The organism is Endozoicomonas sp. ALE010 (assembly GCF_049310165.1).
Taxonomy (GTDB): domain Bacteria; phylum Pseudomonadota; class Gammaproteobacteria; order Pseudomonadales; family Endozoicomonadaceae; genus Endozoicomonas.
The window spans coordinates 86301-102414 of the sequence record NZ_JBLYNV010000002.1 but is presented as its reverse complement, the minus strand read 5'-3'; the positions used below and the strand labels follow the sequence as shown (position 1 = coordinate 102414).

At 49.1% G+C, this 16114-nt stretch carries 14 protein-coding genes; 10 read left to right on the top strand and 4 right to left on the bottom strand.

The window, feature by feature from the left end; genetic code table 11:
* Positions 1-33 precede the first annotated feature (33 nt).
* The 7 genes from ACO6UY_RS01535 (at position 34) to ACO6UY_RS01505 (ending at position 10979) form a co-directional block, all read left to right on the top strand.
* Entirely contained in the window at positions 34-972 is a 939-nt protein-coding gene (locus ACO6UY_RS01535; RefSeq protein ID WP_422488857.1) for a DUF58 domain-containing protein, read from the top strand.
* Positions 973-1030: 58 nt separating this feature from the next.
* Positions 1031-1528, top strand: a complete 498-nt coding sequence (locus tag ACO6UY_RS01530; RefSeq protein ID WP_422488856.1) for a DUF4381 domain-containing protein — start codon at positions 1031-1033, stop codon at positions 1526-1528.
* Positions 1521-2558, top strand: coding sequence for a vWA domain-containing protein (locus tag ACO6UY_RS01525; protein ID WP_422488855.1), 1038 nt, complete (start codon positions 1521-1523; stop codon positions 2556-2558). Before ACO6UY_RS01530 ends, ACO6UY_RS01525 begins: the two co-directional genes overlap by 8 nt.
* Positions 2551-4485, top strand: a complete 1935-nt coding sequence (locus ACO6UY_RS01520) for a VWA domain-containing protein (RefSeq protein WP_422488854.1) — start codon at positions 2551-2553, stop codon at positions 4483-4485. Before ACO6UY_RS01525 ends, ACO6UY_RS01520 begins: the two co-directional genes overlap by 8 nt.
* The gene (locus ACO6UY_RS01515) at positions 4479-6272 is read left to right on the top strand and encodes a BatD family protein (RefSeq protein WP_422448839.1); all 1794 of its coding nucleotides are present in this window, start codon (positions 4479-4481) and stop codon (positions 6270-6272) included. The genes ACO6UY_RS01520 and ACO6UY_RS01515 overlap by 7 nt, the downstream gene beginning before the upstream one ends.
* A 562-nt stretch (positions 6273-6834) precedes the next feature.
* Positions 6835-9897: a hypothetical protein gene (locus ACO6UY_RS01510; protein ID WP_422488853.1), complete on the top strand. Its 3063-nt coding sequence runs from the start codon at positions 6835-6837 to the stop codon at positions 9895-9897.
* A gap of 449 nt (positions 9898-10346) precedes the next feature.
* Entirely contained in the window at positions 10347-10979 is a 633-nt protein-coding gene (locus tag ACO6UY_RS01505) for a hypothetical protein (protein WP_422448843.1), read from the top strand.
* 62 nt (positions 10980-11041) lie between these two features.
* Here the strand turns inward: ACO6UY_RS01505 and ACO6UY_RS01500 are convergent, their stop codons facing one another.
* The 3 genes from ACO6UY_RS01500 to ACO6UY_RS01490 form a co-directional block, all read right to left on the bottom strand.
* Positions 11042-11392 carry a hypothetical protein gene (locus ACO6UY_RS01500; RefSeq protein ID WP_422448845.1) on the bottom strand — a complete coding sequence of 117 codons (351 nt, stop codon included), beginning with the start codon at positions 11390-11392 and terminating at the stop codon, positions 11042-11044.
* 13 nt (positions 11393-11405) lie between these two features.
* Entirely contained in the window at positions 11406-12062 is a 657-nt protein-coding gene (locus tag ACO6UY_RS01495) for a hypothetical protein (RefSeq protein ID WP_422448847.1), read from the bottom strand.
* A 118-nt stretch (positions 12063-12180) separates the two neighbouring features.
* On the bottom strand, positions 12181-12975 hold the full coding sequence (locus tag ACO6UY_RS01490) for a lytic transglycosylase domain-containing protein (protein ID WP_422448849.1): 795 nt from the start codon (positions 12973-12975) through the stop codon (positions 12181-12183).
* A gap of 37 nt (positions 12976-13012) precedes the next feature.
* Here ACO6UY_RS01490 and ACO6UY_RS01485 point away from each other — a divergent pair, with 37 nt between their 5' ends.
* From ACO6UY_RS01485 to ACO6UY_RS01475, 3 genes are all read left to right on the top strand, one after another.
* Positions 13013-13135: a hypothetical protein gene (locus ACO6UY_RS01485; RefSeq protein WP_422448851.1), complete on the top strand. Its 123-nt coding sequence runs from the start codon at positions 13013-13015 to the stop codon at positions 13133-13135.
* Positions 13136-13679: 544 nt separating this feature from the next.
* Positions 13680-14426 (top strand): FKBP-type peptidyl-prolyl cis-trans isomerase, encoded by a 747-nt coding sequence (gene fkpA / locus ACO6UY_RS01480; protein ID WP_422488851.1) that lies wholly within the window; start codon positions 13680-13682, stop codon positions 14424-14426.
* Between the two features lie 72 nt (positions 14427-14498).
* Positions 14499-14672: a hypothetical protein gene (locus ACO6UY_RS01475; protein ID WP_209203657.1), complete on the top strand. Its 174-nt coding sequence runs from the start codon at positions 14499-14501 to the stop codon at positions 14670-14672.
* Here ACO6UY_RS01475 and ACO6UY_RS01470 read toward each other — a convergent pair whose 3' ends face one another.
* A complete protein-coding gene (locus ACO6UY_RS01470; protein ID WP_422448855.1) occupies positions 14673-16016 on the bottom strand; it encodes a sodium-dependent transporter in 1344 nt (447 codons plus the stop codon).
* Between the last annotated feature and the right edge of the window lie 98 nt (positions 16017-16114).

The window sequence follows — 16114 nt, the reverse complement described above, 5'->3', positions numbered from 1 at the left end:
ATTCACACCTGCATTTAAAGGGCTATTCAAGCCATGAGTGGAGCCTACTGTACATTACAGAGCCTGGTTAATCTGCGGTTGTCGGCCAGGGACCTGCCTTTGTTTCGCCAGGGACGCAGCCTGCGACAGATGCTGGGTAACTCCCGCTCCCCGTTCAAGGGCCGTGGTATCGACTTTGAAGAAGTCAGGGCCTATCAGTTCGGGGATGATATCCGTTCCATCGACTGGCGGGTCACGGCCCGGAGAATGAAGCCGCACACCAAAGTCTTTCAGGAAGAGCGGGAGCGGCCGGTGATGATTTTGCTCGACCAGAGCCATGCCATGTTCTTTGGCAGTCAATTGAACTTCAAATCCGTCACTGCGGCGGAAATCTCCGCCCTGATTGCCTGGGCCACCCTTAACCATGGTGACCGGATTGGCGGTGTTATTTTCAATGAACATGAGCTGAATGAAACACGACCAAAGCGTTCCAGAAAAACGCTGATGCACTGGCTTAATCAGATGGAACGGATGAACCGAAAACTCCGCCTTGCCTCCATAGCCAGTATGGATGCAGAACATGGGCTGGCCAGAACCCTCAGGCATACCCGGCGAGTGGCACACCCCGGCACCCAGATATTTCTGATCAGCGATTTCAGTCATGTTAATAAAGAGTCCGAACAGCATCTGGCTCAGCTGGCCCGGCACAATGAACTGATGGCGATTAAAGTGAACGACCCTCTGGAACAGCATCTGCCAGCTCCGGATCAATACCGGATAACCGATGGCATGCACAACCTGTCAGTGAACACCGGCCACCCTCAGCTGCGCCAGCAGTTCCATCAGCAGTATCTGGTGCACCATGAACAGCTGAAGCAGATGCTGGCACGGTATCGTATCCCGCTGCTGGAGATTAATTGCGCCACACCCTCCGCGCAGCAGTTGTTGGGGCTGTATGGTGTCAGGACGAACAACAGGGAGCTGGCTCAGTGAAGAGATATTTGGTGGTTAACGCCTGTTTTGAGCTTACGGCACCTCAGGGGACTTAGTTATGGACCTGCAAAATCCTCTGGACCAACTCCGGCCGAACCATCTCCCGGACCCTGTTGGATTATGGCCACCCGCCATTGGCTGGTGGCTTCTGGCGTTGATTGGTATTGCCCTGATGGTTCTGGTCACCGTCTATGGCTGGCGTCGCTGGCAGAAAAACCGTTATCGCTCAGAGGCACTGCTGCAAGCCAGGAAAATTCACGCTGACTATCAGGTTCATCAGTCGCTGCACAGACTGGCCAATGAATCCAATGAACTGTTAAAACGGGTAGCCCTGCACGCGTTTCCTGCAAACAAGGTTGCCGGGCTGAGCGGGGCTTCCTGGTGCCAGTTTCTGGCGGATACCGGCGACATGCCCGACTTCCTCAACCACAGCGCCTTCAATAACCACCGCTATAACCCGCAGACACCGCTAACGCCAACCCACGGCACTCCTGACGAGATGCCAGCAAACGTGTATAAACTCACCCGGCAATGGATAAAGAAACACCATGCTTGAGCTTGAATGGCCCTGGATACTGATTGCCCTGCCCTTACCTCTGCTGGTTTATCGATGGGTCAAACCAGCCAGCAGTAATAATGATGCCGCGCTGTATACCCCTTTTTATGGCAAGCTGTCGTCCATAGTGGGAGAGCAACGGGCAGAACAGGAAACGCCTTCTGGCAAACGAACCATTCTACCCGGTGTGATCTGGCTACTGCTGCTTGTTGCTGCCAGCAAACCGGTCTGGCTGGGAGACCCCGTTGAGATACAAGACAGTGGTCGTGACCTGGTGATGGCCGTTGACCTCTCAGGCAGCATGGAGATCAAGGATATGGTGCTCAATGGCCGTCAGGTTGATCGGCTGAGCGCCACCAAAGCGGTGATGAATGACTTTATCCAGCGCCGCCGTGGCGACCGGCTTGGGCTTATCCTGTTTGGTACCCAGGCCTATCTGCAAACTCCGCTGACCTTTGACCGGGAAACGGTCAGAACACTGATGAATGAGTCGGCTATCGGGATGGCGGGCAACAAGACAGCGATCGGAGATGCCCTGGGTCTTACCGTTAAACATCTTCGTAAGCGCCCTGAAGACAGTCGGGTGCTTATCTTACTGACCGATGGTGCCAACACCGCCGGAGAAATCTCGCCGCTGCAGGCTGCCCAGATTGCCAGAGAAGAAGGCATCAAAATCTACGCCATTGGCCTCGGGGCTGAAGAGATGGTGGAGCGCAGTTTCTTTGGCTCCCGCCGGGTTAATCCATCGGCGGACCTGGATGAGCAAACCTTACAGGAAATGGCAGAACTGACAGGCGGTCAGTATTTCCGGGCCCGCAACATTGAGGAACTGAATAAGATTTATGCGCTGCTGGATCAGCTTGAACCTGTCGTTCAGGAAGAAGAGGTGTTTCGCCCCAGCAAGAATCTGTTTTTCTGGCCACTGGGGCTGGCGCTGCTGCTAAGCCTGATCCCGGCAATGATAAAGATCAATTTCCCCAGCGCTTTTAACCACTGGAAAGCTGACAAAGGGAAGGCTCACCATGATTGAATTTTTCTCTTTGTTTATGGATCAATTCCATTTTCTCAGACCACTCTGGCTGCTGATGCTACTGCCCTGCATCACCCTGGTATTCGTGCTCTGGCGACAACATCGGGATCGGGGCAGCTGGTCTAAAGTCATTGCCGCTGCTCTCCTGCCCTGGTTATTGGAAGGAGAGCAGCAGAAACCGGCTCGCTGGCCGCTGATGCTGGTATGGACTGGCTGGGTAATCGCCTCTCTGGCCCTTGCCGGGCCTGCCTGGCAGAAGGAGCCGGTACCCGTCAGTAAACATCAACAGCCCTGGGTGGTTGCCGTTGATCTCTCCTATCACATGTACGCGGCGGATCTTTCCCCCAACCGCCTGACCCGGGTGCGTTTCAAGCTGCAGGATTTGTTCAACCAGCGCAGTGAAGGGCTCTCTGCCCTGGTCGCCTACGCTGGCTCTGCCCATACCGTAGCGCCACTGACAGACGATAGTCGTACATTAAACAACCTGACCAAAGCCCTTGGCCCTGACATTATGCCCGTACAGGGTAACGACCCTGTAGCAGCAGTGCGCCTGGCAAAACAGCTCCTGACTCAGGGCAGCAGTGAGTCCGGCGATATTTTGCTAGTTACCGGCTCCATGACCGCAACACAGGCGGAGCAGATTTCCAGTCTGCTGCAGAACAGCGGTATCCGTTTATCCATTCTTGGTACCGGAACGGAACAGGGGGCACCGATTCCATTGCCTGATGGCGGTTATCTGAAAAATCAACAGGGAGCCATTGTCGTCCCTCAGCTGGAGCAATCCCGTCTGCAGTCACTGACCCGGGCCAATGGCGGTGGATACCAGACCATGACCGTTGCAGCTTCAGACCTGCAAGCCCTACTGCCAACCGATAACATCAATCCACTATTCAGCGGACAGATATCAACTGAGCGTGAGTTTGATCAGTGGTATGACGCCGGTTACTGGCTGGTATGGCTGCTATTACCGGCTGCCCTGCTGGGCTTTCGCCGTGGATGGTTAGTACTGATCATGGTCTCTCTGCTGCCGGTCCCTCAGGATGCCATGGCATTGAGCTGGAATGACCTTTGGCAGACACGGGATCAGCAGGGGCAAAAAGCGCTTCAGGAGGGGAATACGGAGCTGGCAGCCAGCCTGTTCAATGATCAGGCCTGGAAAGCGGAAGCCTTGTTCCGGAATCAGCAGTTTGAGGAATCTGCATCAACCCTGAACTCTCCTGATGATCAGACGATTGAGCCCAAATCGGCTTACAACCGGGGCAATGCACTGGCCAGGGCAGGCAAACTTCAGGAAGCCATTGACGCTTATGACCAGGCATTATCCCAACAACACGATATGGAGGTTGCCAGGTTCAATCGCCATCTGGTTGAACAGTTATTGCAGCAGCAGTCCGATCAATCGCAGCAAAATCAGGGAAACGACAGTCAGCAAAATAGCACCCGACAAGAAAGTGGCCAGGGTGAAAATAGCCAACAGCAGTCCCGGAGCGATAATAACCAATCCAGAAACAACAACCGGGATGATGCTGCTGAAAATGACCAGGCCGGTGAAAACACCAGTGCGCAGGAATCTTCATCGCAACAGCGCCCGCAGAACAACCCGCCAGTTGATCAGAACCAGCAGCAAGATCAACAACACGCCCAATCTGAACCGTCTGAAGATAAGGACAGTACCAGTCCATCGCAACAGACCGATCAGGCCGAAAAAAATAAAGTTAATGATAAAGCTCCGGACACAACGGCCAGTGCTTCGGATGAAGGAGTAGATGAACAGCCACTTTCAGCCGAACAGCAGGCTATTGAAAGCTGGTTGAGAACCATTCCGGATGACCCGGGTGGTTTATTACGCAGAAAGTTTCTGCATCAGCAACAGTCTCAACAACTATTTCAACAACAGCAAAACAGAACGAAGGAGGCATCATGGTAAATCGAAAGTCATTTTATTTGATGTTGACCGCATTGATCAGTCTTTCGGTTTCCATGATGGCCAATGCCGCATTTACCGCCAGTGTTAACAGAACATCACTGGCCAGCCATGAAACCCTGGAACTCACCCTGCGCACGGATGAAAGTTCCAGTGACGCTCCGGACCTGAAACCCCTGGAGTGGAGTTTTGACATACTGGGCACCCGGCAACAGAACAAGACCAGCATCATTAACGGCAAAAGGGAGTTTACCCGCGACTGGGTGGTTACCTTGGCTCCGAAACAGCAGGGAACGCTGGTGATTCCACCCATCCAACTGGGTGACCGGCAATCTGAAGCGGTTACCATCACCGTCCGCGATAACCGACCCGATGACCCGACAACGGATACCGGCCCAATCCTGATGAACGCCGAGGTCAGCAGTGACAGTATTTATGTCCAGCAGGAGCTGATCTTCACCCTGACCATTCTCTCCAGAGTCCAGCTGTATGATGATAACCGGCTGAGCGCCCTGGATATCAGCGATGCGCTGATTCAGCAGCTGGGGGAAACACGGAAACTGGATACCATTATTGAGGGTATTCGCTACCGGGGATTTGAGTTGAAGTACTCGATTCATCCCCAATCGGTGGGCGAAATAATCATACCATCACTGACCTTTACCGGTGTGGCGGCCGAGCCCCGGGATCCATTTGGCAGTTTCTTTTCCAGTGGTGGCAAACCCGTACTTGCCCGCTCCAGGGAGATACAAATTGAAGTAAAACCCAGACCTGAAAACTACCCTGCGGGTGACACCTGGTTACCCGCGCGAAAGGTAACGATTCAGGAGCAATGGAGTCAGCCACTGGACAGTTTGCAGGTGGGGGATGCCATTACCCGAACCATTACCGTCAATGCCGACGGTCTCAGTGCCGCACAACTGCCACCTATTCTGATGACTCAGCCAAAGGGAGTGAACAGCTACCCGGATAAATCCGGGACAGCAGACCGGGAAACAGCCAATGGCGTTCAAGGGCAGCGCACAGATTCCATAGCCATGATTCCTACCCGCCCCGGAAAAATCACATTGCCCGCGATTGAATACACCTGGTTTGATACAGCAAGTGGCGAGACTAAAACCTCCAGACTGCCTGCAACAGAGATAGAGGTATCCGCCGATCCAAACGCTAATGCCTTAACCGTGACCTCCCCGACCACATTGCCAACAGACAAGCCTGCTGAATGTCCGGATCCTGCGAGAGTCAGCGATACAACACCGCTGGAGCCTGCCAGCATCTGGCAGACACCTGTCTTCTGGCAGTGGTTAACCGCTTTTTTTGCACTGTTATGGCTGGTGACCCTGGGGCTCTGGCGGTTCAAATCCGGTGCCGCAACAAAGTCAGATCAACCCATCACTAACATGGGTGGTCGTCATCAATCCGGGAAACACGCCTCTGAAGCAGAAGCATTCCGGCAACTGGAAGCTGCCTGCCTGCAGAACGATGTTCGGTTGACGTTGAGTGAACTGAAAAACTGGTGTCGCATATATCTTAACAACAACCTTAACAACAACCTTAACAACGAGAACCGGACTTCATTGACCGACTGTCTCAACCAGCTTGGCTCAGAGGAACTGAGCGATATCTGCAACCAACTGACCGCCAGTCTTTATCAAACTCAGGCAGGAGGGGCTGCCACAGCTGCTCAAGAAGAGCAGTTGACAGCATTGCTGGCAGTGTGCAAAAAGCTCAAAGGTACAAAGTCTGGTCGGAAAAAAGATCAGCAGCTCGGTGAGCTGTATCCCGAATAGATCCGCTTAACTTGCTGGGAGCATCCTCTCAGCAAATTCATTTTATGTCATTTTGCCCCTGGCCCAATACGTTCTGCCTAACCGTCTAACAATAAATTGCAATCAGGTATATTTAACAAAAGCCGTCACTCCCGCCTGACCAACTGAAACTGAAACTGAAACTGAAACTGATCGCATTTAAAATGGAAAATTTTTCTATAATACAGTTTAAAAAAATCAGGATAAATTAATTAAGAGAACTTTTAGAATGCCATTGCCTCCTATGAACATTGATGAACGGGTACATTATCCAGAGCCAGAAGTTTCAGGATTGCCTGTCACTCCTCATGTCAAAAGCGGCTATGTACAAAACCCGGCTCCATTAAATTGCGAAGCATTGATGCCCTGTTGTCCTAATTCATATCCTTTTCAAACTACAGATATTTCTTCAAGGGGCATCCTTCCCGTTTCAACAGTTCCAGTTCAATTTCTGGCAACAACCCAAATGACCGGTCAGCCGGTTGCTGCCGTATATTGTGGAAATCAACCTGTCATTCCATTTCCGCAACAACAACCAATCAGTATGAACACACTGCCATTGGCAATAGAGCCAGACACTTACGATGCAACATTCCGTCCATTTCCCGGGCAGGATTTTGTGGCAGTAACTTCTGATCAAGTGTCAGGCTGGCCACCTTCTTGCCCGGTTGAGAGCCTTACGCATGATAAAGCGCTTCGCCAGGGATTTGAGAGCAAGACTGCTCAGCCTGAGGCAACCATGGTGAAAGCGGATAGACAAATAGCAATAACGACAAAGGTTAATCTGGATCCGGAAGCAAACGAGTTCGTGCCAAAAACACTGCAATGTTCTAAGGAACAGGTATCCCGGAGGGATGACAGACAACCGGCAAACGCTTTTGCCAGCAACAATGAAAAAGCATGCCCATCCCAACAGCTGCAGGCAGAGGATGAAGTACCAGTGGGAGCTATACCACTCCCGCAGGTTACAGGTACGAAATCTAATGAGGCCGGTGCTGAGTTAACGCCTTCATCAGCCCCGGATTACGCGAATAGTCCCGGGACATATTTTTCAGTCCAACAAGTCCTGCAACTCAGGCACCCCGGGGCTGCCAGAAAAACACCCTGGGCACTCAGGCTGCTTTACCTCGAATGCTTCGATTTTCATCAGAAAATGCGCACCGATAATAGCTTTGATAAACAGGGGAACAGGATAAAGCTTTCCAGGAGCGAGTTAAAAAAACAGCACAAGACACTACAAAACCAGCTGAGGGAAAATAACAGCACGGTAAAACTACCTCCGTTACATAAAATAAAAAAACTGCCATCGACTGATATACTTTTGGTCAGACCAACAACCCATGCAAATATTCACCCACTGAGCAGTCAATTAAACCATACTGCTGCTTCATTAGACCCGGATAAGTTTACTCAGAGGGAAAAAGTAAGAAACAGTCTGGCCGCGCATTTGGCATTTTATAAGTGTTCTGGCAAAGAGATGAACCAGCTGAAAGAAATGGCCAAAACCGAAGAGGTAAGAGGATACGTGGAAAAAATAGAAACAGATGATCTATGGAATCTGGATTTTACCAGCATGTACTACTACCCCTATTTTGACCAAAAGGTTTTTACACTCAAAGCCCCATTCATCAGGTCGGCAGAGACGATTTACTGCCATCCACGTTTGTCCAGTCAACCATTGTTACAATATGGAAAAAAACTTTTTGCTATCAGTGAAACACAGCAAGCCATTAATGAAAGCCATGATAAACAATCAGCGGACATTATCAATACCATCACGTCATTAGCAAAAACCCTGAGTATCAAGCTGAACCAGCAGGCGGATAACAATACACCTGCCAAGGTGCCAGAAACTTTTTCCAGGCAGTGCATTCAGTGGCATATACAATTTACCTCTGATCTTGTTTACAAAATGATTAAATTGGGTGAGGAAAATACACAGGAAATTGGAGATGCTACTGCCTACTCAATGGATGCTCTTCTTGTGAGTATTAACACACTGTCTGACTATTCTTCAATATTTACCGAAGAGTTCATAATGCTTACTGAATCACTGTGCCTCTTGCTGCAAAGTCGCCCGCTTCAGCATTTACTGGTGCAACAGGTAGCACAAGTACCCGGCAACGTTAAAAGCGCTTGGCTTAAATCTATAGAACAACTGGAAAGTACGACCCTGATGATTCTGGTAAAATCATTGCAGCACCCGGGGCTGTTAAACACCACCATGTGCCTCCTTAAAACGCTATCTGACCATGAAATATTTCGAACGGGACAAGCTGGCAATAACAAAATATCCATGATTCGATTAGCCAGAGTAGCAACAGAGATTACTAATAGTTTATTAACAACACTGACTAATAATTTCCTGGATGACCTTTCGACACATAATCAATTTATACAACAACTGAACAGTTGCTGCTCGATACTCAATCAAGTGCATCAAAAAGTCATTCAGAAATCCAACCTTGTTCACACTGAGTCACAAAATCTGGAAGCTTGTATAAAGACTCTCCATGAAGCGTGTAAAATTCGACTCACTGAAATTGACAGGGTACGTCAGGATTATCTTAATGAATTTGAGAGTGAGAAAAAAAGCAATCATGACATATTACGAGAAAATATGAAAAAAAGGGAGCGGGCAAAACAGAAACAGGAAATAAGAAACAAAAGAAAACAGCAGCTTCAACAGGAGATTACCAGAGTAAAATCTGAGCCACAGGAGAAAGAACAACCGGAATCAGATCATGCAAAGCTGGTTAATAGCATGAGTAAGCGACTGCAACTGTTTAATAAAAATCTTGAGTACGGTGAAAACTATGTTAACGAACTGACGACAGTCGATTCTGTATTTCCTGAAATACAGCAATCCCCCGTATTGGCTGTCTGGGTTTATGGTGATCTTGCCTACAACCTATGCAATAAGTGTACGGATAAATTTAACCGGGCCACACTTTTTGTCGAGAAGTTCGACAAAATGAGAGCCTTCTGTGATGATGCTCTTAAGGAAGCTGCTCAACATCCATGGCAGTATGACGCCCAGTGGCTATATGATAGAAATCCAAATCAGCCAATCAGCATCAGCAGCATCAATTTCCTTACGCGGTTATCTGATCCAGAGCAGATTCAGGTCCTGATCAAACGTGCATTCACCAGCGCTTCCCTGTATCAGTCAGCCCTTGATCGAGGCAGAGATGCCGCCCATCAACTGACTCAGGATATGATGGTCGGCCTGGCAAGTGAGGAAAATGATCTGCAAATGTATCACCTGCAGCAAAGGGTAGCGTTTATCATTGAAGAAATGAACGATGTAAAGCAGTACCTGAAAGACCTGCAACCGGTGCCTGACATATCTCATCTTTTAGCTACAAGAAAGCAGCTTTTTAAAACACTTAAAACAAAAGAGGTTACCAGTGTGCCAGACGTCGGTAAAGCAGATCAGGGCAAAGAAGCAAAGGACGCCGTTTATAAAGCACTGCTGGAGAAATCAAAAAGGGAGTGGAAAGTTGACAGCTCAGTTTGTGATATGCGCAATTCTGCCGAACAGCAGCTTGAGCAAGTCATTAAAGGTTTTACAGAACTTAAAACACAGCTGGGAGTCGTACAATAGTCTTTTTCAACTAACCAATATCCGGATTAATAGCCTTAGCCAATCTTTATAATTGGCTGACGTAAATATCAAATGGGCTGTATCAGAGTTGAACTTTCATAATGAAGGAGTGGTCTCAGGGTGTAATTCAATAGTTCAGTAATGTAATGTACAGGTTTAGCCCGGACTCAACTGTCTTTTATGGATCTCCTTGTTTACAGGAGTTGCAAAAAAATCCCTTGCTATTACTGGCGGAGGTTTCAAGCTCACAACTCAGCGGGTTCGGTTATCCTGTACAGATACTTAGGCAGTCCCATTCTGGATATTTAAAACAACAATTACCGAATCAGGATACACCCGGTTCTTCACGTGCTCTGAGTATTTTTTCAACGTTCCATTTACCTCCCTCTGTACATTCAACAGTTACTTTTTCCCAGCCACCACTACGCTCCATTGCGGCAGTCAGTCCGTTGATCAGGTACACTCAACAGCAGGCTCCTGCCAACACTGTTGAGTTTAAAGCAACTGAATCTTCCGGTTACGGCGAACTTCTGCCCCCCACTCCTGATCTGCCCCAGGCACTTAAGACACTGAAAGAGGTGAGTGAGTCCGATAAACGCAACGCGACCAGAGCCAGATATGCTGCATCCGAAAAAGGCAGGAAGGCCATAGCCAGGGCCAAAGCTAAATATCAGGCATCCAATAAAGGCAAAGAGATCATGGCCAGGGCCAGGGCTAAATACATGGCATCCGATAAAGGCAAAGAGACCATAGCCAAATACACCGCATCTGATAAACGCAAGACGTCAAGGGCCAAATATGCTGCATCCGAAAAAGGCAGGAAGGCCATAGCCAGGGCCAGGGCTAAATACATGGCATCCGATAAATGCAAAGAGGCCAGCGCCAGAAGGTGGGCCAAATTCGCTGCATCTGATAAAGGTAAGGCAGACCAGCCCATAAGGTATACAAGGACAACAACCTATCGATTGGCTATAAAACAAGGCTTGAGTGAAGAGTTGGCGAGGGAAAAAGCAGAGCTGGCAGCTGAGGCAAAAAAAGCAGAATTAACATCAGTCCCCCCCACTTTTCAGTCAACAGACTGAAGGAGCATTACCAATCCGGAAGCAAAGTGCATCTGATGTAACGCCCTGTTCGTTATGTGAGTTTATTTACTCAACCAAATCTGTGAGATGGTTGGATTGGAATGCAGGCATGTTTCCCTAACCTTCAATTGCACATCAGAATTGGTGGCAAATGCTGAAAGCACCATAGATCGGACGATATTGTTTGAAATCACCTCAGCCTGTGAATCATAATCATTGTATAAATCCACTTTTACCAAATCGCTTCGGCAACCATACGGACCAATAGTACGGTCAACTTTGAAGTAAAAAGTTCTGCTTCCCTGGGCATGGGCACCAACACTGATTATCTTCAATCCGGTTTCCGTACCGGCCACAACAGTCGTTGATATAATTGATAACAATAGTCCAAGTATGCTAATGAATATGCGCATTTTTTTCCCCTTTTCAGTCAACCTTCCGGCCGCTATTCAGTACCTGTGTAGTTGTCCCCATGATTTTACGTCCGAGTAAAATAGAAGGTCTGTATGGATGCAGTACCGCAGACAAGCCTGAAGGGTTATAGTCATCATCCGCAGGTTTCTGGTGACCTGTGCCTCCGGCATCGCCACAACTGTGATAACAGCAGGGGGTATGTATCCATACGTGGCTGTTGCCATCTCCTGCCACGATTGCCACGATTGCCAGGACAGTTACCGCAGCGACAGCTACACCGGAGAAGATCAATTCAGATCCATGTCTTGGCAGCTCATAGTACAGGCGTGAAATACAGTTGAAAGTCTCTCGGGCGGGTTTGATGGTATATTCCAGCAGGCTTTTGTGTGGTTTTCCACGGATCGCATCTGTGGCCATTTTCCCAATACCATAGACAGCACCTCCGGTGGCAGCGAGCCCGGTAACAGCCACAGCGGTAACGTAATAGGCAGCAAAAACACCGCCATTTACCACCGTTGAGGCAATGCGAAATGGCATGACACAAGCCTTTGCAGCAGCTTTGCCGATACTTGACCATACGGAACGACGACCGCTTCCCTCCATGGCAGGAGCATGAAATTGGGTCTGACTGACATTAGTCGAAACTGGAGCAACACCTGGATAGCTCATAAAACCACCTCCCTGTTGATATAAAAATTAAGGTAATGCTTTATCAGACCCGGAATTTACCAGGGTATTCAGTTTGATTGACTAACAAGATGGTTAGGAATAGTGTCATTCAGCCTGATTAAAGTGCCTGAAAGTAAATGTAAAGCACCATAAGCACCAGTTGGCGACAAAAGAGACAACCAGCGCTGGGAATAACACACTCTGGAGAGTGATAGCCCGATTTGACTCTGGAAAAACCATCACCCTCGACAACAGAAAGGGCTGGTAACCTGATGCCATGCTTACCCGGCAGAAGAACCACATGGCTGAGGGCCAGAAACTTGGCCACATGTTTTCGGGTTTCAGCTGGCAAATCAAGGCTCCAGAAACCCGCATCTGAATATTCTCCCGACGCTTCAGCCTGAGCAATGCTTTGTTTCACCCGGTAAAGGCCTGCGTTATAAGCAGCAATGGTTAACATCCAGTCACTGGTTCTTTTATAGAGGTACTCAATATAGGTCAATGCGGCATCAGTGGCTTTTTCCAGGTCAGTTCTTTCATCACACTTTTTCGATACCTTAAGTCCGTAAGCCCTGGCTGTTCGGGGCATCAACTGCCACAGCCCCATCGCCCTTGCCGATGAACGTGCTTTGAGGTCAAGCTCGCTTTCAATCAGCGGTAGCAGGGCCAGCTCTGCCGGCAGACCTTTTTCCTGAATCTTCCTGTTCAAATAAAATTGATACACCAGGATTCGTTCGGACAGACGGTTAAAATAATATTGGGGAAATGCTTTCAGCTGCTCTTTGACCTTCGCATTGTGATAGTAGGCCATTAACCGAAAACCATGGCGTAACGACTGCCAGCCATCTTTTGGGTCATGAATGCAGACCGGCCGGTAGGGCTTATCCATTTGACGCTTTTCCGTCTCTGCCATGTCCCCCTGTCCATGGCATGGCACAGGAGAAAAGCCCATGAAGACAACAACAGCTGCCAACGCCAGAAAATACCAGCCCGTCCGACAACCCGCCAAAAGTGGCCCGTCTTTTACTGCACTTTTATTGCACAAGGGTGTCTCAGGCTGCTTTCCGGACTGAATAAAAACGGTAGTGCTAACAGCAGACTCCAAGCGACGGCTCCAAAGCAAACAATGGCGACGAAAAACTCTATAAATTGAAACTAGAGATTTAAACTGGGACAAAAAGACAAAGATCATAAAAATATAGCGTATTTTACACCGGAAATTCGAGGCATGCTGTTAAAGACCGACTGACAGAATCCCCCCAGACAACCTTTTATCCCCGGTAAATAGTTGGTCAAATGGAATTGAATCGTGATTCGTGGAATTGATATCTTCACGCTCCTGTAATAATTGATGGCTCTTTCTATCAACGCCTCAATTGATAGCTTAAGCAGACCAGCATAACGTCGCCCCATTAAATTCAGAGAGAATTGATTTTGTATAAACCGGTAATGATATACCGTAAGGTAATAATGTGATTTTTTTGAAAAATTATTGTTATTTGGTTCAACTGACTTAAAGGCTGTGCCATTATTAATAGGTTTTTTTACTTTAATCCTGATACAGGCAAGATCGTCCTGGCCAATACGGTATTTCTGGCCAAAACAACGGAAACTGATATGAAGAAGGTTATTAAAATATCTGCTCTGGCAACTGCTGTACTCTTGGCAGCAGGCTGTCAGGAAAAGACCATCCAGGCTCCTGAAGTTGAGTTAAACACGGATGATCAGAAAGCCGCCTATGCCATTGGTGCCTCTGTTGGTAACTTTGCCAGTCAGACACTGAAGCAGCAGGATGAGCTTGGTGTTGTGCTTGACCGTGCGCTGGTTCAGCAGGGCTTGCTGGACGCCCTTGCCGATCAGGTCAAAATGAACGAGGAGGAGATGGGTGCAGCACTTAGGGCTCATGAGCAGAAGATGAACACCGTCGTTCAGGAGAACGCTACCAAAAAGCGTGAGGAGACCCGTAAAACCGGTGCCAAATACCTGGAAGATAACGCCGTGAAAGAAGGAGTTTCCGTGACTGAGTCCGGTCTGCAATATGAAGTTATCAAGCAGGGAGACGGCCCAAAACCAACCGCAGCGGATACTGTTACCGTTCATTATACCGGTACGCTGACTGACGGCACTGTTTTCGACAGCAGCAAGCAGAGAGGCCAGCCAGCGACTTTCCCCCTGGCAAACGTGATCAAGGGCTGGACTGAGGGTGTTGCCCTGATGTCTGTTGGCTCTGAATATCGCCTGACGATTCCCGCTGAGCTGGCTTACGGCGACCAGGAAGTTGGTTCCATTCCAGCAGGCTCCGTGCTGGTATTTGAGGTTGAGCTGATCAGCATTGAAGGCAAAGAAGAAGCCGCCAGCGAATAAACCACGAAATAAATCCTCAGGCTGGGTACAATAACGGGCAGTACGACGACTGCCCGTTATTTTTGGTGAAATATGAACCTGATCTCTATTTTAGTACTTTTGTTCATCACCCTGTTTGTTGTGGTTAAGCTGACGGAGCGCCATGGCAAACCGCTGACTAATGAACAGCAGGGCAAGCTTGCCAAAATCGCCATGGTATTAATTTTTGTTATGTTAGTGGCAGCTCTGATCAAATCTCTGATGTGATCAAAATTGAAACAGCTCACCGATGATGACCATCAACAGCAATGCAGGGCTGACCCAGCGGATCAGGAGCTGCCAGGTTTTCAGGGATTTACCCTGCATTCCCAACTGTTCAATCAGCACTTTTCTTTCCATGATATAACCGCAAAAATAAAGTACCAGAAGCCCAACGGCTGGCAGCATAACCTGGGTAGCAAAGGCGGTATAAAGGTCAAACAACGTTTTACCATCAACAGCAACCTGCTTCCAGACACTGAAAGAGAGCCCGGGTATTAACCCGACCAGAAATATCATAACACCGGCTATGGTGGCTCCTGTTGCGCGGAAGCCTGAACACAGGCGACTCATCATCACCACCAGCGGCTCCGCCAGATTGACTGCCGATGTCCAAACCGCCATGACCAGAAGAAGAAAGAATAAGGGTAAAACCAGCGAGCCAAAGGGCATTTGAGCCAGGGCAACCGGCAGGGTGATAAACATCAGCCCGGGACCTTCCGCCACCGACAGCCCTTCACTGAATACCACGGCAAAGGTGGCAATACCGACCATTACCGCCACCAGCACATCAAGCAAGGCGACCACCAATACCGCCTTAACCACCGACTGCCTCTCCGGCATATAAGCCCCATAGGCCATCAGACAACAGGCACCAATGGCCAGGGTGAAAAAGGCATGGCCCATTGCCTCCAGCACCACACCGCCGCTGACCGCCTCAAACCGGAAAGCAAACAGGTAATCAAGGGCTGGCGCAAAACCACTGAACTGACTGGCATATATCAGTAGAACCACCAGAATCAGGTACATCAGGGGCATCAGCCAGTTATTCAGCTGTTCAATGCCTTTGGAAACGGCTCGACCACTGATGGCCACGGTCATAACAATAAACAGACCGTGGTATAAAACCACCTGCCAGGGTGATTCCAGCAGCTGTTGAAAATGTATCGAAGTCGCTTGAATGCTGTTGGCTGGAAGCCCCCCCGAGAGCGACTGGAAGAAAAAGTGCAGCACCCAGCCGGACACCACACTGTAGAATGAGAGAATCATTGTGGCCGCCAGCGTTCCCATCCAGGCCAGCTTACTCCAGTGCCTGGTATGGCCAGCACTCACCGCCAGCTGCCGCAGACTGCTGGCAGGTGAAGCCCGCCCTGCCCGGCCAACCACAATCTCGGCAACCATGACTGGCAACCCCAGCAACCCCACAAAAATAATATAAAGAAGGAAAAACAGGCTTCCTCCGTTTTCACCGGCTACATAAGGGAAACGCCAGATATTTCCCAAACCGATGGCAGCCCCGGCAATAGCGAAAATAAACGCGCGATTGGAAGTGATTCTGTTTTCAGGTGGCATGGACTGTCCATTTTCTACTGGTATGTACTGACCAACAGGTCATTATCAGCATAGACGCAAACGCATACTTATATCATCGGACGGGCTCGATTTCAGTG